The sequence below is a fragment of the Pseudomonas sp. KCJK9016 genome (assembly GCF_046231795.1).
In the GTDB taxonomy this organism is placed as follows: domain Bacteria; phylum Pseudomonadota; class Gammaproteobacteria; order Pseudomonadales; family Pseudomonadaceae; genus Aquipseudomonas; species Aquipseudomonas bananamidigenes.
Genome location: NZ_JBJJMM010000025.1, coordinates 45742 through 63659 on the forward strand (window position 1 = coordinate 45742; position 17918 = coordinate 63659).

The 17918-nt window shown below is 61.5% G+C and carries 17 protein-coding genes; 3 read left to right on the top strand and 14 right to left on the bottom strand.

Annotated elements, in window-relative coordinates; translation table 11 throughout:
* Nucleotides 1-6 precede the first annotated feature (6 nt).
* The 4 genes from ACK6BI_RS21970 to ACK6BI_RS21985 form a co-directional block, all read right to left on the bottom strand.
* Complete coding sequence (locus tag ACK6BI_RS21970; protein WP_409318702.1) at nucleotides 7-960, bottom strand: hypothetical protein; 954 nt, start codon at nucleotides 958-960, stop codon at nucleotides 7-9.
* Between the two features lie 17 nt (nucleotides 961-977).
* Complete coding sequence (locus ACK6BI_RS21975) at nucleotides 978-2693, bottom strand: proline--tRNA ligase (protein ID WP_260522453.1); 1716 nt, start codon at nucleotides 2691-2693, stop codon at nucleotides 978-980.
* Nucleotides 2694-2808: 115 nt separating this feature from the next.
* Nucleotides 2809-4368 (bottom strand): AmpG family muropeptide MFS transporter, encoded by a 1560-nt coding sequence (locus tag ACK6BI_RS21980; protein ID WP_409318703.1) that lies wholly within the window; start codon nucleotides 4366-4368, stop codon nucleotides 2809-2811.
* A 43-nt stretch (nucleotides 4369-4411) separates the two neighbouring features.
* On the bottom strand, nucleotides 4412-4795 hold the full coding sequence (locus tag ACK6BI_RS21985; protein WP_409318704.1) for an MGMT family protein: 384 nt from the start codon (nucleotides 4793-4795) through the stop codon (nucleotides 4412-4414).
* A gap of 134 nt (nucleotides 4796-4929) precedes the next feature.
* Here ACK6BI_RS21985 and ACK6BI_RS21990 point away from each other — a divergent pair, with 134 nt between their 5' ends.
* A complete protein-coding gene (locus ACK6BI_RS21990) occupies nucleotides 4930-5937 on the top strand; it encodes a DUF481 domain-containing protein (RefSeq protein WP_065259268.1) in 1008 nt (335 codons plus the stop codon).
* Nucleotides 5938-6057: 120 nt separating this feature from the next.
* On the opposite strand, the gene ACK6BI_RS21995 is transcribed toward ACK6BI_RS21990, so the two are convergent.
* Entirely contained in the window at nucleotides 6058-6267 is a 210-nt protein-coding gene (locus ACK6BI_RS21995; protein WP_002554837.1) for a cold-shock protein, read from the bottom strand.
* A gap of 353 nt (nucleotides 6268-6620) precedes the next feature.
* Between ACK6BI_RS21995 and dcd the strand changes: the two genes are divergently transcribed.
* Nucleotides 6621-7187, top strand: coding sequence for a dCTP deaminase (gene dcd, locus ACK6BI_RS22000; protein ID WP_065259269.1), 567 nt, complete (start codon nucleotides 6621-6623; stop codon nucleotides 7185-7187).
* A 106-nt stretch (nucleotides 7188-7293) separates the two neighbouring features.
* Nucleotides 7294-7503: a hypothetical protein gene (locus ACK6BI_RS22005; RefSeq protein WP_065259270.1), complete on the top strand. Its 210-nt coding sequence runs from the start codon at nucleotides 7294-7296 to the stop codon at nucleotides 7501-7503.
* A gap of 39 nt (nucleotides 7504-7542) precedes the next feature.
* Here ACK6BI_RS22005 and pdeM read toward each other — a convergent pair whose 3' ends face one another.
* From pdeM to ACK6BI_RS22050, 9 genes are all read right to left on the bottom strand, one after another.
* Nucleotides 7543-8199, bottom strand: a complete 657-nt coding sequence (gene pdeM, locus ACK6BI_RS22010) for a ligase-associated DNA damage response endonuclease PdeM (RefSeq protein WP_409318705.1) — start codon at nucleotides 8197-8199, stop codon at nucleotides 7543-7545.
* Nucleotides 8199-10685 (bottom strand): ligase-associated DNA damage response DEXH box helicase, encoded by a 2487-nt coding sequence (locus tag ACK6BI_RS22015; protein ID WP_409318706.1) that lies wholly within the window; start codon nucleotides 10683-10685, stop codon nucleotides 8199-8201. Before ACK6BI_RS22015 ends, pdeM begins: the two co-directional genes overlap by 1 nt.
* 59 nt (nucleotides 10686-10744) lie before the next feature.
* Nucleotides 10745-11509, bottom strand: coding sequence for an ABC transporter ATP-binding protein (locus tag ACK6BI_RS22020; protein ID WP_260522458.1), 765 nt, complete (start codon nucleotides 11507-11509; stop codon nucleotides 10745-10747).
* Between the two features lie 13 nt (nucleotides 11510-11522).
* On the bottom strand, nucleotides 11523-12641 hold the full coding sequence (locus ACK6BI_RS22025; RefSeq protein WP_409318707.1) for a succinylglutamate desuccinylase/aspartoacylase family protein: 1119 nt from the start codon (nucleotides 12639-12641) through the stop codon (nucleotides 11523-11525).
* Nucleotides 12642-12653: 12 nt separating this feature from the next.
* Nucleotides 12654-13364: an ABC transporter permease gene (locus ACK6BI_RS22030; protein WP_065259275.1), complete on the bottom strand. Its 711-nt coding sequence runs from the start codon at nucleotides 13362-13364 to the stop codon at nucleotides 12654-12656.
* Entirely contained in the window at nucleotides 13361-14089 is a 729-nt protein-coding gene (locus ACK6BI_RS22035) for an ABC transporter permease (RefSeq protein ID WP_065259276.1), read from the bottom strand. Before ACK6BI_RS22035 ends, ACK6BI_RS22030 begins: the two co-directional genes overlap by 4 nt.
* A 57-nt stretch (nucleotides 14090-14146) precedes the next feature.
* Nucleotides 14147-14929 carry a transporter substrate-binding domain-containing protein gene (locus ACK6BI_RS22040; RefSeq protein ID WP_409318708.1) on the bottom strand — a complete coding sequence of 261 codons (783 nt, stop codon included), beginning with the start codon at nucleotides 14927-14929 and terminating at the stop codon, nucleotides 14147-14149.
* Nucleotides 14930-15147: 218 nt separating this feature from the next.
* Nucleotides 15148-16833, bottom strand: a complete 1686-nt coding sequence (locus ACK6BI_RS22045) for an ATP-dependent DNA ligase (protein ID WP_409318709.1) — start codon at nucleotides 16831-16833, stop codon at nucleotides 15148-15150.
* Nucleotides 16830-17864 (bottom strand): ligase-associated DNA damage response exonuclease, encoded by a 1035-nt coding sequence (locus ACK6BI_RS22050; protein WP_409318710.1) that lies wholly within the window; start codon nucleotides 17862-17864, stop codon nucleotides 16830-16832. The genes ACK6BI_RS22045 and ACK6BI_RS22050 overlap by 4 nt, the downstream gene beginning before the upstream one ends.
* Nucleotides 17865-17918: the final 54 nt, after the last annotated feature.

The following is a 17918-nucleotide window of genomic DNA, read 5'->3' on the forward strand; positions in this document are numbered from 1 at the left end:
GCGTTGTCAGTTCGGACCGGGATCCGCCACCAGCCGGCCGGCATCCTTGGTCAATGACTTCAGAAACTCGGCCTGCAACTCCGGATCGTTACGGGTCAGTTCGATCAGGCTTTGCTCCAGCTCACTGGCTTCTTCTTCCAGACCCAGTTCCGACAGACGCTTGACCCGATGCACCCACTCGCTCACTTCGTCGTCTTCCAGATCGTCGTAGATCAGGCGGTGGGCTTCCAGCAGTTTGCCGCGCAGATGGCTGCTGATCGTCAGGGACGAGTCGGAATGCACGTCATCCTTGGCGTCCTCGACACTGATCGTCAGTTTGCCCACATGATTCAGATCGTTGTCGGCGAACGGGCTGTCCAGCAGGTTCAGGCGCAACACGCCATTACGATCGGTGGTCATGTCGAAGGTCTGCTTGCCGGCCTTGACCTGCACCGGGCGCTCGCTCCACGGCAGGCTCGAATACTCCATGCGCTTGTCGCGCTGGACTTCATCGATGCCGGCCAGGTTCTGCTGCGCACGGCCGTGAGACGGCACGTTCATGAACGGGTTGATTCCGGCGAATCCGTAGCTCAGCCAGTCCTTGGTCACGCTGTCCGGCAGATTGCCGAGGGCGAACACGTTGACCACGTTGGCACCGACGCCGGCCACAATGGCCACCGCGCCGAGCGGGATCTCGTAGATTTCCCGCCAGGGCTGGTAGGGCGTGTAACGGTCATAGCGACGGGTCACTTCGTATTCAGTGACTTCGAAGGTTTTCTGCTCGTTGATCTTCACGCGGCGCTGCGGCAGCTCAAGCACCTTGGGCTCACCGACATCGATCTGCAGGCTGTGGTCGAGCAGTTTTCGCTCGACCCGCTCTTCGTGCTCGCTGCGCTGTGACATGTGATTGGCACAGCCGCTGACCAGCAGGGTGCCGCACAAGGCGGCACCACCGAGGCCCAGGGTGTTTCGCTTGAACATGAGGTCTCTATCTGGTTTCAGCGGCGGATACGGGCCTGCAGGAAGGACAGTACGTCGGCAACCGGCAGCGATTGCGCCTGGCCTTCGGTACGGCTCTTGTATTCCAGGTTGCCTTCGGCAAGGCCGCGGTCGCTGACCACGATCCGGTGTGGAATGCCGATCAGCTCCATGTCCGCGAACTTGATGCCCGGGCTGGTTTTCTTGTCGCGATCGTCCAGCAGCACTTCGAAGCCGGCCGCGGTCAGTTCCGCGTACAGCTTGTCGGTGGCTTCGCGTACCTGCTCGGTTTCATAGCGCAGCGGTACGAGCGCGATCTGGAACGGTGCCAGGGCGTCGCTCCAGATGATGCCGTTCTCGTCGTTGTTCTGCTCGATGGCTGCCGCCACCACGCGGGATACACCAATGCCGTAGCAACCCATTTCCAGGGTAACCGGCTTGCCGTTCTCGCCCAGCACTTCGCACTTCATCGCCTTGCTGTACTTGTTGCCCAGCTGGAAGATGTGCCCGACTTCGATGCCGCGCTTGATTTCCAGGGTGCCCTTGCCGTCCGGGCTCGGGTCACCGGCCACGACGTTGCGCAGGTCGGCCACGGTCGGAACCGGCAGGTCACGCTCCCAGTTCACACCGAAATAGTGCTTGTCGTCGATGTTGGCGCCAACGCCGAAATCGCTCATCAGTGCCACGGAGCGGTCGATGATGATCGGCAGCGGCAGGTTCAGCGGACCGAGGGAACCGGCGCCGGCGCCGATGGCGTCACGCAGTTCGGCATCGGAAGCCATCACCAGCGGGCTGGCGACGCCAGGCTGATTGGCTGCCTTGATTTCGTTCAGCTCGTGGTCGCCGCGGATGATCAGGGCGATCAGCTTGCCTTCTTCCTCGGCGTGCACGATCAGGGTCTTGACGGTCTTTTCGATCGGCAGACCGAATTTTTCCACGAGCGCGGCGATGGTCTTGGTATCCGGAGTGTCAACCAGGCGCAGTTCTTCGGTCGGCGCGGCGCGGGATGTTTCACGCGGTACGGCTTCGGCCTTTTCGATGTTCGCGGCGTAGTCGGAGCCGTTGCTGAAGACGATATCGTCCTCACCGGATTCGGCCAGCACGTGGAATTCGTGGGAGCCGGCACCGCCGATGGAGCCGTTGTCGGCTTCGACCGGGCGGAACTTCAGGCCCAGGCGGGTGAATACGTTGCAGTACGCCTCGTGCATGCGGTCGTAGGTGACCTGCAGCGACGCGAGGTCGGCGTGGAACGAGTAGGCGTCCTTCATGATGAATTCACGGCCGCGCATCAGGCCGAAGCGCGGGCGGATTTCGTCACGGAACTTGGTCTGGATCTGGTACAGGTTGATCGGCAGCTGCTTGTAGCTGCTCAACTCGTTGCGCATCAGATCGGTGATCACTTCTTCGTGGGTCGGGCCCGCGCAGAAGTCGCGACCGTGACGGTCTTTGATGCGCAGCAGTTCAGGGCCGTATTCTTCCCAGCGCCCCGACTCCTGCCACAGCTCGGCCGGCTGGGTGCCCGGCATCAACACTTCCAGAGAGCCGGCGGCGTTCATCTCTTCGCGAACGATGGCTTCCACCTTGCGCATTACCCGCAGGCCCATCGGCAGCCACGTGTACAGGCCCGAGGCGAGTTTGCGGATCATGCCGGCGCGCAGCATCAGCTGATGGCTGATGACGACCGCGTCGGAAGGCGTTTCTTTTTGTGTGGCGAGCAAAAATTGACTGGTGCGCATGGTTGGCCGTTGTCGGTTGCTATGACTGGAAATGACGGAGCAGTGTACCGGCGAGAGCTGCCGACGTACAGAAGTGCGGTCCCGGCGCAAACCCTTCCGCCGGGTGCGAGATGTCTTACGATTCTTCGGCAACCGGCGTCGATACGGGTTCCGGGGTCGGGGTCGGGCCTTCGCGGCGGCTTTCCTGGAACCAGTGCAGGGCGATCAGCACCAGGGTCGGCACGCCGAGAGCCGCCGTGATCATGAAGAAGTTGTGATAGCCGAACTTCTCCACCATGACGCCGGAGTAGCCGCCGATCAGGCGTGGCAGCAGCAGCATGATCGAGCTGAGCAGGGCGTACTGGGTGGCGGAGAACTTCAGGTTGGTCAGGCTCGACAAGTAGGCGACGAACGCCGAAGTGGCCATGCCCGAACTGAAGTTGTCGAGGGAGATGGTCACCACCAGCATCTGCAGGTTCGGGCCCATGTCAGTCAGCATCACGAACAGCAGGTTGGTGGCTGCCGAAGCGGCGCCGCCGATGAACAGGATCGGCAGGATGCCGAAACGCACGATCAGCAGGCCGCCCATGCCGGCGCCGACCAGCGTCATGATCAGGCCGAAAAGCTTGCTGACACTGGCGATCTGATCCTTGGTGAAGCCCTGATCGATATAGAACACGTTAGCCATCACGCCCATTACCGTGTCCGACATGCGGTAGGTGGCGATCAGGCCGAGCAGCAGAAGAGCCTGCCAGCGGTAGCGCAGGATGAAGTCGTTGACCGGCGTCAGCACCGGCGCCAGGCCGCGGCGCCCCATGGTCGACAGGCACAGGCCGGTCAGCAGGGTGTAGAGGATGGCGCGCAGGAAGGCCCGGTCTTCCAGCAGCAGGTCAAGCGGGGTCATGGTGCCGAACAGCACACTGGCAAAGTCAGTGTTGTAGAGCTGGGTAAACATGGCCGGTACGGAGACCAGCAGGATGATCAGCACGAACACCGACATCAATTGATGCATGAAGCTGTAGCGTCCGGCCTGCAACTGGGTGCGCAGCGGTACCGGTGGCTCGCGCATCAGCAGGGTGGTGATCAGGGCGGGAACCATCAATACGCCGAACAGCACGTACGTGCCGGTCCACGCGGAATGCTGATAGTTGAACCCGGTGGAACCGAATCCTTCTGCAAAAAACAATGCACCGGCCGTCGCCAACAGGGCGGCGACCCGGTAACCGGACATATAGCTGGCGGCCAGCGCGGCCTGACGGCTGTCATCGGCGATTTCCAGGCGATAGGCGTCGACGGCGATGTCCTGGGTGGCGGAGGCGAAGGCGACGATCACGGCAATGGCGATCAGCCAGGACAGATGTTTCTGTGGGTCGCAGAAGCCCATGCCGACCAGGCCGAGGATCACCAGCGACTGCGCGAGCACCAGCCACGAACGGCGTCGCCCCAGCTTGCCCAGCAACGGCAGGCGCCATTGATCGAGCAGGGGCGACCAGACCCATTTGAAGGCGTAGGCCAGGCCGATCAGGCTGGCATAGCCGATCGTCTCGCGGGCTACACCGGCTTCACGCAGCCAGACCGAAAGTGTCGAGAACACCAGCATGTACGGCAGGCCGGCGGCGAAACCCAGCAACAACAGCACGAGCGTCGAAGGACTGGCATAGGCGGCGAGCGCGGCGCGCCAGGTTTTACGGGGCATGGGCTGAAGTCTGCCTCAAGATTGCGAAAACAAAGCGCGCACTCTAACCGCTGTGCTCTACCGGACGCCAGCCATGGCGCCGAATATCCACACGATTGTTCAGGATCGTAACGCCTTCCATACGCAATCGTGCCCGTTGCTCATCGCCCGAAGGGCTGCCCGCCGGCAGGCTGATCCGACCGCCGGCACCGAGTACACGGTGCCAGGGCAGCTTCGTGTCGCCGGGCAACTGACTGAGCGTACGGCCGACCCAGCGGGCGGCGCGCCCCAACCCGGCCAGTTCGGCCAACTGACCATAGCTGACGACCTTCCCTTCGGGCACTTGGGCAAGGGTCGAATAGAGTGCCGTGCGTCGGATTTGCGGGTCGTTTTCGCAGTCGGGTATCGGGTCTGTCACGGGCGCCTTTCCTGAACAAGATCGATGCATCGATTAAAGGGTAATCGGTGATCGGGCAATTGAGAAATGAACTCAATAGAAATAGCCGGGTCACTCCTTGTCAGAGGATTATTCCTACGGATAATGCCGACCTTTTTTCGCAAACCCGAGCCCCCGATTCGCTTATGTTGTCCAGAACCCTGCTGTGCCTTGCTGTCTTCAGTGCGTCCACGCCCTTGCTTGCCGATACCGTCTGGTTGAAGAACGGTGACAGGCTGAGCGGCAAAATCACCCTGTTCGACGGCGGCAAACTGTTGGTCCAGACCCAGTATGCCGGCGCGGTCACCATCGACTGGAAACAGGTCAAGACACTTGAGAGTGATCAGGAGCTGCTGGTCAAGCAGGACGCCTACAGTGGCGAGAAGGCCAAGTCGCTGACCGCCGCCGAAGACGGCAAGGTCACCCTGGCCAACGGTGAAGCGCCGAAAACCGTCGAGCTGGCGAGTATCCAGCAGATTCTCAAACCCAAGCCTGTGGTCGAGGATCTGGTGTGGAAGGGCAACGTCGACCTGGCCCTGGATTATCAGCGTGCCGAAAAAGACACCAATGACTACGATGTCGGCTTCAAGACCTCGGCGCGCCATGGACGCTGGCGTCATACCGCCGAGGGCGAGTACAACCGTGAAGTCCAGGATGAGGTGGTAACCACCAACAACTGGCGTGCAGAGTACGCGCTGGACCGCTTCCTGACCGACAAGTGGTTCTGGCAGGGGCGGTTGAACTACAAGCGTGATTACGTCGAAGAGCTGTCGCGTCAGCGGGTGGTCGGTACCGGTCCGGGCTACCAGTTCTGGGACGACGAACTGGGCGCGTTCTCGCTCGGCTCGCTGCTCAACCGGACGGATTACGAGTACAGCGACGGCGGCAAGGACAACTTCTATTCCGTCGCCATGAAGTGGGACTACAACCGCTACCTGATCGGCAAGAAAGTGCAGTTCTTCACCACCGGCGAGCTCGGCAAGCCACTGTCGGACGTCGCCAACTATGCCCTGGATTCGGAAGTGGGCCTGCGCTACAAAGTGACGGACTGGGCCTCGCTCAATCTCAAGGCCGAGCGGGACATCATCAGCGGCACCAAGGATGCGGACCTGAACAAGACCCGCTACACCGCCGGGTTCGGCGTGGCCTGGTAACGCCGTTCAGAAAAAATCGCAGCTTTCGACAGGCTGCGATTTTTTTTGCCTGTACAAAACAGACGTCCATAAAAAAGCCCCGCTTTTGAGGGCGGGGCTTTTCAGCAAAGAAGCTGCAAGTTAGATAACTTGTACTTCTTCAGCTTGCATGCCTTTCTGACCGCGGGTAGCGATGAAAGAAACCTGCTGGCCTTCTTTCAGGCTTTTGAAGCCGTCGGACTGGATGGCTTTGAAGTGAACGAACAGGTCGTCACCGGATTGTGGAGTGATGAAGCCGAAGCCTTTTTCATCGTTGAACCACTTGACGGTACCGGTTTGGCGATTAGACATGGTGTAACTCCTTGAACAAAGATAACTGCGACTCAGGAAGAACCCTGGCCGAGACTGAGTGCAAAGAGCAGGAAAAATTCTTGTAGATGGTTGGATCGAAATTCAACATATCGTGGAGAGATTCTCAGTGACACAAGCAGCACAGTGGCGCCACCTTAACCCTTTTTCCGGAACGTGCCAATGCTTCTTGCGAAGGTTTCTCCGTTTTAAGGATCGGCGGTGTGACGGTTCGTCGCCAGGCCGCGAAATTCCTGCATGTTCGGCGAGATTTGCACCACGGACTTTGAACCCGGCGGCGCGCCCGGTAAGATGCCGGACAGTTTTTTCCACCTCGCTATTCAGGACACCCCGCCATGAGCATCAAATCGGACAAGTGGATTCGCCGCATGGCGCAGGAACACGGCATGATCGAGCCGTTCGTCGAGCGCCAGATACGCGGCAGCGACGATAGCCGTGTGATCTCCTACGGCGTGTCGAGCTACGGCTACGATGTGCGTTGCACCAACCATTTCAAGGTGTTCACCAACATCAATTCGGCCATCGTCGACCCCAAGAATTTCGACGCCGGCAGCTTCGTCGACGTCCACAGCGACGTGTGCATCATTCCTCCGAACTCCTTCGCCCTGGCCACGACCGTTGAATACTTCCGTATTCCACGCAATGTGCTGACCATCTGCCTGGGTAAAAGCACCTACGCCCGTTGCGGCATCATCGTCAACGTCACCCCGCTCGAACCCGAGTGGGAAGGTCAGGTGACTCTGGAGTTCTCCAACACCACCAACCTGCCGGCGAAGATCTATGCCAACGAAGGCGTGGCGCAGATGCTGTTCCTGGAGTCCGACGAGGAATGCGAAGTCTCCTACAAGGACCGTGCCGGCAAGTACCAGGGCCAACGTGGCGTGACCCTGCCACGCACCTGAGCCGTCCATCCGGCGGTCGGCGGGAATTCTTTGGCGGGTAGACACTCTATGGGGTGTACTGCCCGTTTCGCGAACAGCGTAGCGGGCCTTCGCCGAGGAGTGCTCCATGAAGATCGATCCGCAAATCACTGCCGAACTGGCAAGGCTCGAGCCCAATCAGGTTGGCGTATTGGCCTGGTCGTTGCTGGCACACCCACCCGTCACCCTCGCTGGCGGAATTCCTCACCAGCCTGATCCCGATACCCCCAACGAAGAACCGACCGAGCCCGGCGAGCCTACGCTGCCGGACAAACCGCCACCGGCGCCCGTCGCGTGACTGAATGGATGGCCCGTCGGCTGAATCCTGTAAAGGACCTCAGCCGACGGGCCATATTTCATTGTCACCTATGACAAAGATCCGGCAGTCGTCTTCCTTGTCCACCGGAAAACCGCCGGTGAACGCTCCGAAGGCCGGCAGCAGGCTGACGCGTGCCCCCAGCCTGAAGCATGCCAGCCGCAAACGCTGACGTCCCTTGCCGTTCAATCGATAGACCGGGTGTACGTGTCCTGCAAGAACGTGCCGTTCAGGGTGCGGATCAGGTTCGTGCTGCAATGCAAAGGGCCCGAGCAGCAACGGCTCCGGCACCACTCGAATATCCAGCGTCTGCGGCGGATCACCGGCACGTTTGTCGTGATTGCCGCGAACAAGTGTGATCGGCAGGTCAGCGTGGCGTGAACGCCACTCGGCCAAGGCGCTCAAGGTGCCCGAGGCATGCGAGCCGGGGCCGTGCAGAAAATCCCCGAGAAAGATCAATTGCCGGCAGGGCAGTCGCCCCAGCAATTGCTCGATCACGGCAATGTTCGCTGTGGTGGTGCCCTGCGGAACCGGTTGCCCCAAGCGACGGTAGGCAGCCGCCTTGCCGAAATGCACATCGGCAATCAGCAGCGCCTGCTGCGCCGGCCAGTACAACGCCTTTTCCGGCAGCAACCAGAGGTCTTCGCCTGCCAGGCGCACGGGATAGGCCGCACTCATCAGGACAGCCCCTTGTCGGCGGTTTTTTCCAGATCGCCGACCATGCGCCGGATGCGGTCGGCGAGTTTTTCCGAACTCATGCTTTCACGCATGCGCTCCACCAGCAGCGGGAAGCCAAGCGGTGTAGGACGTTTGATCAGATGCATGTCCAGTTTCATCCGGTTGATTCGCTCCAGTGTCTGTTCCAGTCGACGAATATCCAGTTCTTCTCGCAAGACTTCTTCCCCAGCCTGTGCCAGAAGCAGGTTGTCAGCGTCGTATTGTTTGAACACCTCGAAAAACAATCCGCTGGAGGCCTGCACCTGACGGGTGCTTTTGGGCGCACCGGGGTAGCCGGCGAACACCAGTCCGGCAATCCGCGCGATTTCCCGAAAGCGGCGCAGCGCCAGTTCGCCCGCGTTCAGGCTGGCGAGTACATCGTGCAATAAATTCTCGGGGCCGAGCAGAAGGCCATCCAGGTGCAAAGTCCAATCAACGGGCGTGGCGCTGAGCAACTCCAGTCCGTAGTCGTTGACCGCAATCGAGAAGGTTACCGGCAGGCGCTGACTGACTCGCCACGCCAGCAGGCTGGCCAACCCCAGATGCACCTGGCGCCCGGCGAACGGATAAAGAAACAGGTGCCAGCCTTCGCGGGATTTCAGCACCTCGGCCAGCAGGCTGTCGGCCGTCGGCAGACCCGACCAGCGCATCTGCGTTTCCAGCAGCGGCCGCAGGGCCTGCATTTCCGGGCCAGCGAATTCACCGTGTGCCGCGGCGCTGAACCGGGTGACCACTGCTTCGGCGAGCTCGCTGGACAGCGGCATGCGCCCGCCATTCCAGCGTGGCACGGCAGCTTTTTTCGCCGTGCTGCGTTTGACGTAGGCGGTCATGTTTTCCACGCGTACCAGTTCCAGCAAGCGGCCGGCGAACAGGAAACCGTCGCCGGGTCTGAGGCGGGCGATGAAGCCTTCCTCGACGCTGCCCAGTTGTTTGCCGCCTCCGCCCTTGCTCCAGAATTTCAGATGAATGCTGGCGTCGCTGACGATGGTGCCGATGCTCATGCGATGACGCCGGGCCAGGCGCGCGTCCGGCACTCGCCAGATCCCGTGCTCATCCGGCTCAACCCGGCGGTAATCCGGGTATGCCGTCAGCGACATTCCACCGTGACGTACGAAGGCGAGCGCCCAGGCCCAGTCGGCGGGCGTCAGGTCGCGATAGGCCCAGGCTCCACGGACTTCTTCGTACAGCTCATCGGGAAGAAAGCCGCCGCCCAATGCAATGCTCACCAGGTGTTGCACCAACACATCCAGCGGTTTGCGGGGAGACTGGCGCGGCTCGATCCGCCGCTGGGCCACGGCATCGCGGGCGGCGGCGGCTTCGATCAGCTCCAGGCTGTGAGTCGGCACCAGGGTCAGCCGCGACGTTCTGCCGGGCGCATGGCCCGAGCGTCCCGCACGCTGCATCAGGCGCGCCACGCCTTTGGCCGAACCGATTTGCAGCACCCGTTCCACCGGCAGGAAATCCACCCCCAGATCAAGACTTGAAGTGCAGACCACCGCTTTGAGTTGGCCGTTCTTCAGGGCCTGCTCGACCCAGTCGCGGGTTTCGCGGGACAGCGAACTGTGATGCAAGGCAATCAGACCGGCCCAGTCAGGCCGTGCTTCCAGCAAGGCCTGATACCAGATTTCCGACTGTGCGCGGGTGTTGGTGAACACCAGGGTGCTGGCGCAGAGCTCCAGTTCGGCGACCACCTGCGGCAGCATCTTCAGACCAATGTGGCCGGCCCAGGGAAAACGTTCGATCTGCGGCGGAATCAGCGTATCGACTTGCAGGTTTTTTTCATTCTGCCCCTGGACACTCACACCCCCGCCCTGTGGGATCAATACCTGTTCGGCGTGGGACTGATTGCCGAGCGTCGCCGATATGCCCCACACGATCAGCTCCGGATGCCAGCGGCGCAGGCGGGCGAGGGCCAACTGCAGTTGCACGCCGCGCTTGTTGCCGAGCAGTTCGTGCCATTCATCGACCACGATCATGCGCAGTGTCGACAGCGCGGTTTGTGCGTCGGCGCGAGCGAGCATCAGGGTGAGACTTTCCGGCGTAGTGATCAGCGTTGTGGGAAGGCGTCTGTTCTGCCGGGCGCGTTCGCTGCTGCCGGTGTCGCCGGTGCGCAGGCCGACGCTCCAGGGAATTTGCAGATCGTCCAGCGGCGTTTGCAAGGCGCGCGCGGTGTCGGCGGCCAGCGCGCGCATGGGGGTGATCCACAGGACGGTCAGCGGTTCGGCAGGTGGCGGGCGTTTGCGGGTGGTGTTTGCGGCAGGTCCGGAGCGGGCAAACCGATCCAGCGCCGCAAACCAAACGGCGTAAGTTTTACCGGCCCCGGTATTGGCGTGGAGCAATCCCGACTCACCGCGTTTGACCGCCGCCCACACTTCTTTCTGAAAGGCGAACGGCTTCCAGTCGCGGGCGCTGAACCAAAGTTTGGCGAAGTCGGTGGAAGTGCCCATGCCGGCGACGTGTGCTCTGAAGGTGTTCCTTCAATGACCGCGCCGGCCGGGCATTAGTTTTACTTGAGATTGCCGCTGAGGAACTGTTTCAGGCGTTCACTCTTCGGATTGCCCAACACGTCTTCCGGTGCACCTTCTTCTTCCACCAGCCCCTGATGCAGGAACAGCACCTGGCTCGACACCTTGCGCGCAAAACTCATCTCGTGCGTCACCATGATCATGGTCCGGCCTTCGTCGGCCAGGCCTTGAATCACCTTGAGTACCTCGCCCACCAGTTCCGGGTCCAGCGCGGACGTCGGTTCGTCGAACAGCATGACTTCCGGCTCCATCGCCAGGGCCCGGGCAATGGCTACGCGCTGTTGCTGGCCGCCTGAGAGGAACGCCGGATACTGATCGGCCACCCGCGCCGGCAGGCCGACCTTGTCCAGATAACGCCGGGCGCGGTCGTCCGCCTCAGCCTTGCTGCAGCCCAGCACCCGGCGCGGAGCCATGGTGATGTTTTCCAGTACGGTCATGTGGCTCCACAGGTTGAAATGCTGGAACACCATGGCCAGGCGCGTGCGCAGACGTTGCAGTTCCTCGGGATCGGCGACGTGCATGCCGTGACGGTCGGTGACCATGCGGATCGCCTGGCCGTCGAGGCTCATCGCGCCGTCGTTGGGTTGTTCGAGAAAGTTGATGCAGCGCAAAAAGGTGCTTTTGCCCGAGCCGCTGGCGCCGATCAGACTGATCACGTCACCGGTTCTGGCTTTGAGCGAAACGCCTTTGAGCACCTGATGGTCGCCATAGCTTTTGTGCAGGCCTTCTACGGTCAGTTTGTACATGGGACAGGCATCCTCAAGGCGAAAGTAAGTAGCCGCTGCGATAGGCTTCGGCGCCCGCGACGTGGGCGATCACCATGCCGGCCGTTGCCATGCGCCGCAGCGAGCGGGCGTACAGCAGACCGGAGGCGGTGCAATGGACGGGGGTGACCCGGTCGTGGATCGGGTCGATGATTTCGGCGATCTGCTGCCCGGCTTCCAGGTGCTGGCCGGGTGTGGCGGTGTACACCAGCAGGCCGCCGACCGGGGTGGTCACCGGCTCGACACCGGCCAGCGGAGTGGCCGGGAAGGGTAGCTCCGGCAATGGTTTCGAGGCGCCGGCGATGGCGCCGAAGTGAGTCAGGTAGTCGAGCAGTGCCTGGCAGTCACGGCTGGCCACCGGATGGCTGACATCGCCCTGGCCACGCAGCTCGACCGTGACCGAAAAACTGCCGAGGGGAATCTCGAAGTGCTCGCCAAAGCGCTCCTTCAATTGCCACCACAGCAGGGTGAAACACTCGTCGAATGACTGGCCGCCGGAGTCGGTGGCCAGCAGACTCGCCCGGGATTCGATGTAGCGCGCCAGCGGCTCGACCTGCGGCCAGGCCTCGGGCGTGGTGTAGAGGTGGACGACGGATTCGAAGTCGCAGTGCAGGTCCAGCACCATGTCCGCATCACAGGCCAGCCGTTGCAGGGTCAGGCGCTGGGATTGCAGTTGCGTGGTGGCGGTATGGCGGTCGAGAGCGTTGCGCAGGCTGGTGCGGATCAATTCCAGGTTGCGCTGCGGGTCGTCGCCGAGTTGCGACTCGACTTCGTTGCCGATCTCTTCACTTAGGTCGACGAACCAGCGGTTGAAGTTCTGCCCGCTCTCCAGTTCGTAGCGGCCCAGCGGCACATCCATCAGCACTTGTTCGAGGCCGACCGGATTGGCCACCGGCACCAGCACGATTTCGCTGATCAGCCGCCCGGCGGCTTCCAGCTCCGTCAGGCGCTGCTTGAGGTGCCAGGCCACCAGCATGCCGGGCAGTTCGTCGGCATGCAGCGAGGACTGGATGTAGATTTTGCCTTTGGCCTTGTCCGGGCCGAAGTGAAAACTGTGGATCTGTCGTGCGGTCCCCGGCAGCGGGGCCAGCAGATCATGTATCTGGTGGCGCATCTCAAAAGGGTCCTAGTGGGTCGGGCCGAGGAAGGCCAGCCATCGACGTTCGGCGAGGCGGAACAGGCCGACCAGCGCAAAGGTGATGGTCAGGTAGATCAGCGCGGCGATGCCGAACGACTGGAAAGTCAGGTAAGTCGCCGAGTTGGCGTCCCGTGCGACTTTCAGGATGTCGGGGATGGTCGCGGTGAAGGCCACGGTGGTCGAGTGCAGCATCAGGATCACTTCGTTGCTGTAATACGGCAGCGAACGACGCAGCGCCGACGGCATGATCACATAGGCATAGAGCTTCCAGCCGGTCAGGCCATAAGCCTTGGCCGCTTCGACCTCACCGTGGTTCATGCTGCGGATCGCCCCGGCGAAGATCTCCGTGGTGTAGGCGCAGGTGTTCAGCGCGAAGGCGAGGATCGTGCAGTTCATCGCATCGCGAAAGAAGGCATCGAGCATCGGCTGGGCGCGCACGGCGGCCAGGCTGTAGATCCCGGTGTAGCAGATCAGCAGCTGGATATAGAGCGGCGTGCCCCGGAACAGGTAGGTGTAGAACTGCACCGGCCAGCGAATGTAGAAGTGCGGGGAAACCCGGGCAATCGACAGCGGGATCGACGCGATGAAACCGATGAAGATCGAGGCGCTGAGCAACCACAGGGTCATGGCCAGCCCGGTGATGTTGTTGCCGTCGGTATAAAGGAAGGGTTTCCAGTATTCCTGCAGGAGTTCGATCATCGTACGGCCTCCCGGGCTCCGGCGGCGTAACGGCGTTCGAGCCAGCGCAGGATGACGTTCGAAGCACTGGTGATCAGCAGATAGATCAAGGCGGCGAGTACCAGGAAATAGAACAGTTGATAGGAGCTTTTGCCGGCGTCCTGGGCGGCCTTGACCAGATCGGCCAGGCCAATGATCGACACCAGCGCGGTGGCCTTGAGCATCACCATCCAGTTGTTGCCGATGCCCGGCAGGGCGAAGCGCATCATTTGCGGGAACACCACGAAGCGAAAGCGCTGGCCGCGTTTGAGGCCATAAGCCGTGGCGGCTTCGACCTGACCCCGTGGCACCGCGAGGATTGCGCCGCGGAAGGTTTCGGTGAAATACGCGCCATAAATGAAGCCCAGGGTGATCACGCCGGCGGTAAAGGAGTCGATTTCAATGTAATCCCACTCCATGACATCGGTCAGCGCGGTCAGCCAGGTTTGCAGGCTGTAGAAGATCAGCAGCATCAGTACCAGGTCCGGCACCCCGCGAATCAGCGTGGTGTAGAGTTGGGCAGGCAGGCGCAGCAGTTTTGATTTCGACAGTTTGGCACTGGCGCCCAGCAGGCCGAGCAACACGGCCACCAGCAGCGACAACGCCGACAATTTGATGGTCATCCAGGTGCCTTCCAACAGCAACGGGCCGAAGCCCTTGAGGCTGAAGGCGGAGAGCCCCAGATTTTGTAAGAGGTTTTCGAACATAAATCAGCAACCTGAGCGGATGAAAAAGGCGCCCATCGAAGGATGGGCGCCGGTGCATTATTTGCCGCTGTACAGATTCAGGTCACCAAAGTGTTTCTTTTGAATCTCGGCGTATTTGCCGTCGTCGTGTAACGCTTTGATACCTTTATCTAAAAGCGCCTTCAGCTCTTTGTTACCTTTCTTAATACCGACAGCGGTTTTGGCTGGCAGCAATTCGCTGTCAACCGGCTTGCTGACTTCGTACGCGGCACCGTCAGGCGACTTCAAAAAACCCAGTTCGGCTTGCAGCATGTCCTGGATCGAAGCGTCGAGGCGGCCGTTTTTCAGGTCGGCGTAGACCTGGTCCTGGTTGGCGTAGGCCTGGATTTTCACCCCGGCCTTGTCCAGCACGGCCTTGGCGTAGGCTTCCTGGATGGTGCCTTGCTCGTAACCGACGGATTTGCCCTTGAGCGAAGCAACGTCATCGGTCAGGCCGGAACCCTTCTTGAATACATAGGCAGTCGGGCCGGAGAACAGCTCGCTGGAGAAGTCGATGGCCTTTTCACGGGCCGGTGTTACCGTCATCGACGAGATCACACCGTCGAATTTATTGGCGTTGAGGCCCGGAATCATGCCATCGAAGTCGCTTTCGACCCATTTGCACTTGACCTTCAGCTCAGCGCAGATCGCGTTGCCCAGATCGATGTCGAAGCCCACCAGGCTGCCGTCGGCCGCTTTCGACTCGAACGGTGCGTAGGAAGGATCGACGCCAAAACGCAGCTCTTTGTATTCCTTGGCCAGCGCGGAGCCGGCGGCCATGCACAACGCCAGTGCAGAAAGGGTCAGCAATGCTTTTTTCATTATTCAATCCCTAAGAACCAATATGAGCGCTTGTGGCGCAGAATGATTGTTACTGGAACGCTTACGACTTATAGAAAGTAGCAATTTCCGAACCAGAGTCCCGAACAAGTGTTTTAAAAGGTGTAGAAAGGGAGGGCGCAACGGAGGAATGCCCGAAAACGGGCACGGAAAATCGGCTGCACCCTTTCAGCGCAGGAAGGGATTGTCCGGGGCAGGGATCAGACCAGCAGATTCTGCAACGTCGCCAGGTTGTCGGCTTCTTCCACGGTCTTGTCCTGGCGCCAGCGCAGCATGCGCGGAAAACGCACGGCGATGCCGCTCTTGTGCCGACGCGACAGGGCGATGCCTTCAAAGCCCAGTTCGAACACCAGGCTTGGCGTCACGCTGCTGACCGGACCGAATTTTTCCACGGTGGTCTTGCGAACGATGCTGTCGACTTCACGCATTTCCTCATCCGTCAGCCCGGAATAGGCCTTGGCGAATGGCACCAGGGCGCGGGTGCTGGACTCGGGCGGACCGTCCCAGACGGCAAACGTGTAATCGCTGTACAGACTGGCGCGCCGGCCATGGCCACGCTGGGCATAGATCAACACCGCATCGACGCTGAACGGGTCGACTTTCCATTTCCACCATACGCCCATGTCCTTGGTGCGCCCGACGCCGTACATCGCGTCGCGGGCCTTGAGCATCATGCCCTCGACCCCCAACCGCCGGGAGGCTTCCCGTTGGCGGGCGAAGTCGAGCCAGTCGCTGCCGGTCAGCACCGGTGAGGACAGCAGCACCGGGTTGTCGCATTGCGTGATGACGCGCTCCAGTTGTTCACGCCGTTGGACCTGCGGCCGATTGCGCCAGTCTTCGCCCTGCCACTCCAGAAGGTCATAGGCGAGGACCACCACGGGCACGTCTTCGAGGATCTTTTTGTCCAGCGTCTTGCGACCGATCCGTTGCTGAAGCAGGGCAAAGGGTTGCACCGCCGGTGGCGCTGTCGAATCTGGATCAAACGCTTCAGCCTCAGGCCGGGTGTTTTTCCAGACCACGATTTCGCCGTCGATCACCGTGCCATCAGGCAAGTCCTCAATCAGCGAGTCGAGTTCGGGAAAGCGTTCGGTCACCAGTTCCTCGCCCCGGGACCAGATCCACAAGCGACCGTCACGCTTGACCACTTGCGCGCGAATGCCGTCCCACTTCCATTCCACCTGCCAGTTGCTGGCCGGGCCGAGCAAGGCGTCGAACTGTTCCACCGGTTGCGACAGACCGTGGGCGAGAAAGAACGGATACGGCTGGCCGCCGCGCTGAGCATGTTCGTCGCTGGACTCCGGGGCAATCAGCTTCAGGTAGCTGGCGGCATCCGGACGGTTGGACAGGTCGGTGTAGCCCACCAGCCGTTGTGCCACGCGTTTGCTGTCCAGCCCGGCCATCGAGGCCAGCGCCCGGGTCACCAGCAGTTTGGAGACGCCCACCCGGAAGCTGCCGGTGATCAGTTTGATGCACAGCATCAGGCTTGGCCGGTCGAGTTGCGCCCAAAGTGCCGGGAGCTGTCGGGCGAGGTATTCCGGGGTTTCACCGCGTAGCGGCAGCAGTTTGTGCTCGATCCATTCGGCAAGGCCCGCCTCGGACGTGTGCGGGTTTTCCGGGAGCACCAGCGAGATGGTTTCCGCCAGATCGCCGACCGCTTGATAGCTCTCCTCGAACAGCCACGGCGCCAGGCCGGATACTTCTACCGCCAGATCGCGCAGGATCCGCACCGGAACCAGTTGCCGGGGACGTCCGCCGGACAGGAAGTACACCGCCCACGCAGCATCTTGCGGTTGTGCCTGGGCGAAGTAGCCCTGCATGGCCGCGAGCTTGGCGTTGCTGGAGGTGGTGGCGTCGAGTTCGGCGTACAAACCGGCGAAGTCTTTCATGGTTGCACCTCGGCAACGGTGGGTTCGACGGCGACATTGTCTTGTTCGTCATCGCCGTATTCCGTGTTGAAGCCTTGGGCATCCAGCCCTTGCTCACGCAAATGGCGAACCAGCACGCCGATGGAGCCGTGAGTGACCATCACCCGTTCGGCGCCGGTCTGTTCGATGGCCCACAAAAGGCCCGGCCAGTCGGCATGATCGGAGAGCACGAAACCGCGATCCACACCGCGCCGCCGACGGGTGCCGCGCAGGCGCATCCAGCCGCTGGCGAAACTGTCGCTGTAGTCGCCGAAACGCCGCATCCAGCTGCTGCCGCCCGCCGATGGCGGAGCGATGACCAGTGCCTGACGCATCAGCGGATCATTTTTTTTCACGTCGCCGGCGTAGATCGTCGGCGGCAGATACACGCCGGCCTCTCGGTAGACCCGGTTCAGCGGTTCCACCGCGCCGTGGCTGAGGATCGGGCCAAGGGTTTCATCGATTCCGTGAAGGATCCGCTGGGCCTTGCCGAATGCATAGCAGAACAGCACGCTGGTTTTGCCCGCCTCGATATTGGCCTGCCACCACTGATTGATCTCGCCGAACACCTGCGCCTGCGGCTGCCAGCGGTAGATCGGCAGGCCGAAGGTCGATTCGGTGATGAAGGTGTGGCAGCGCACCGGCTCGAAGGGCGCGCAGGTGCCGTCGGGCTCGATCTTGTAGTCGCCGGACGCAACCCAGACTTCACCGCCGTATTCCAGGCGTATCTGCGCCGACCCCAGCACATGCCCGGCGGGGTGAAAGCTCAGGGTGACACCGTGGTGGGACAGACGCTGCCCGTACTCCACGGTTTGCAGATTGATGTCCTGGCCCAGGCGCGCCCGCAGAATCCCTTCGCCGGCGCTGGCCGCCAGATAGTGCGTGTTGCCGGTGCGGGCGTGATCGCCGTGGGCATGCGTGATCACCGCGCGCTCGACCGGGCGCCACGGATCGATATAGAAGTCCCCGGCGGGGCAGTACAGGCCTTCGGGGCGGGCGATAACAAGGTCCATGGCGTTACCGGAATGGAGGGACTTGTCAGCTATGAGGTTGGCGCGAAGTCAGAA

Coding starts and splice junctions, on each gene's coding strand:
- ACK6BI_RS21970 (WP_409318702.1), bottom strand. CDS start 960: ATGTTCAAGCGAAACACCCTGGGCCTCGGTGGTGCCGCCTTGTGCGGC.
- ACK6BI_RS22035 (WP_065259276.1), bottom strand. CDS start 14,089: ATGTTCGAAAACCTCTTACAAAATCTGGGGCTCTCCGCCTTCAGCCTC.
- ACK6BI_RS21985 (WP_409318704.1), bottom strand. CDS start 4,795: ATGCATCGATCTTGTTCAGGAAAGGCGCCCGTGACAGACCCGATACCC.
- ACK6BI_RS22040 (WP_409318708.1), bottom strand. CDS start 14,929: ATGAAAAAAGCATTGCTGACCCTTTCTGCACTGGCGTTGTGCATGGCC.
- ACK6BI_RS22030 (WP_065259275.1), bottom strand. CDS start 13,364: ATGATCGAACTCCTGCAGGAATACTGGAAACCCTTCCTTTATACCGAC.
- ACK6BI_RS22025 (WP_409318707.1), bottom strand. CDS start 12,641: ATGCGCCACCAGATACATGATCTGCTGGCCCCGCTGCCGGGGACCGCA.
- pdeM (WP_409318705.1), bottom strand. CDS start 8,199: ATGAGTGCGGCCTATCCCGTGCGCCTGGCAGGCGAAGACCTCTGGTTG.
- ACK6BI_RS21975 (WP_260522453.1), bottom strand. CDS start 2,693: ATGCGCACCAGTCAATTTTTGCTCGCCACACAAAAAGAAACGCCTTCC.
- ACK6BI_RS22015 (WP_409318706.1), bottom strand. CDS start 10,685: ATGGGCACTTCCACCGACTTCGCCAAACTTTGGTTCAGCGCCCGCGAC.
- ACK6BI_RS22020 (WP_260522458.1), bottom strand. CDS start 11,509: ATGTACAAACTGACCGTAGAAGGCCTGCACAAAAGCTATGGCGACCAT.
- dcd (WP_065259269.1), top strand. CDS start 6,621: ATGAGCATCAAATCGGACAAGTGGATTCGCCGCATGGCGCAGGAACAC.
- ACK6BI_RS22045 (WP_409318709.1), bottom strand. CDS start 16,833: ATGAAAGACTTCGCCGGTTTGTACGCCGAACTCGACGCCACCACCTCC.
- ACK6BI_RS22050 (WP_409318710.1), bottom strand. CDS start 17,864: ATGGACCTTGTTATCGCCCGCCCCGAAGGCCTGTACTGCCCCGCCGGG.
- ACK6BI_RS22005 (WP_065259270.1), top strand. CDS start 7,294: ATGAAGATCGATCCGCAAATCACTGCCGAACTGGCAAGGCTCGAGCCC.
- ACK6BI_RS21990 (WP_065259268.1), top strand. CDS start 4,930: ATGTTGTCCAGAACCCTGCTGTGCCTTGCTGTCTTCAGTGCGTCCACG.
- ACK6BI_RS21980 (WP_409318703.1), bottom strand. CDS start 4,368: ATGCCCCGTAAAACCTGGCGCGCCGCGCTCGCCGCCTATGCCAGTCCT.
- ACK6BI_RS21995 (WP_002554837.1), bottom strand. CDS start 6,267: ATGTCTAATCGCCAAACCGGTACCGTCAAGTGGTTCAACGATGAAAAA.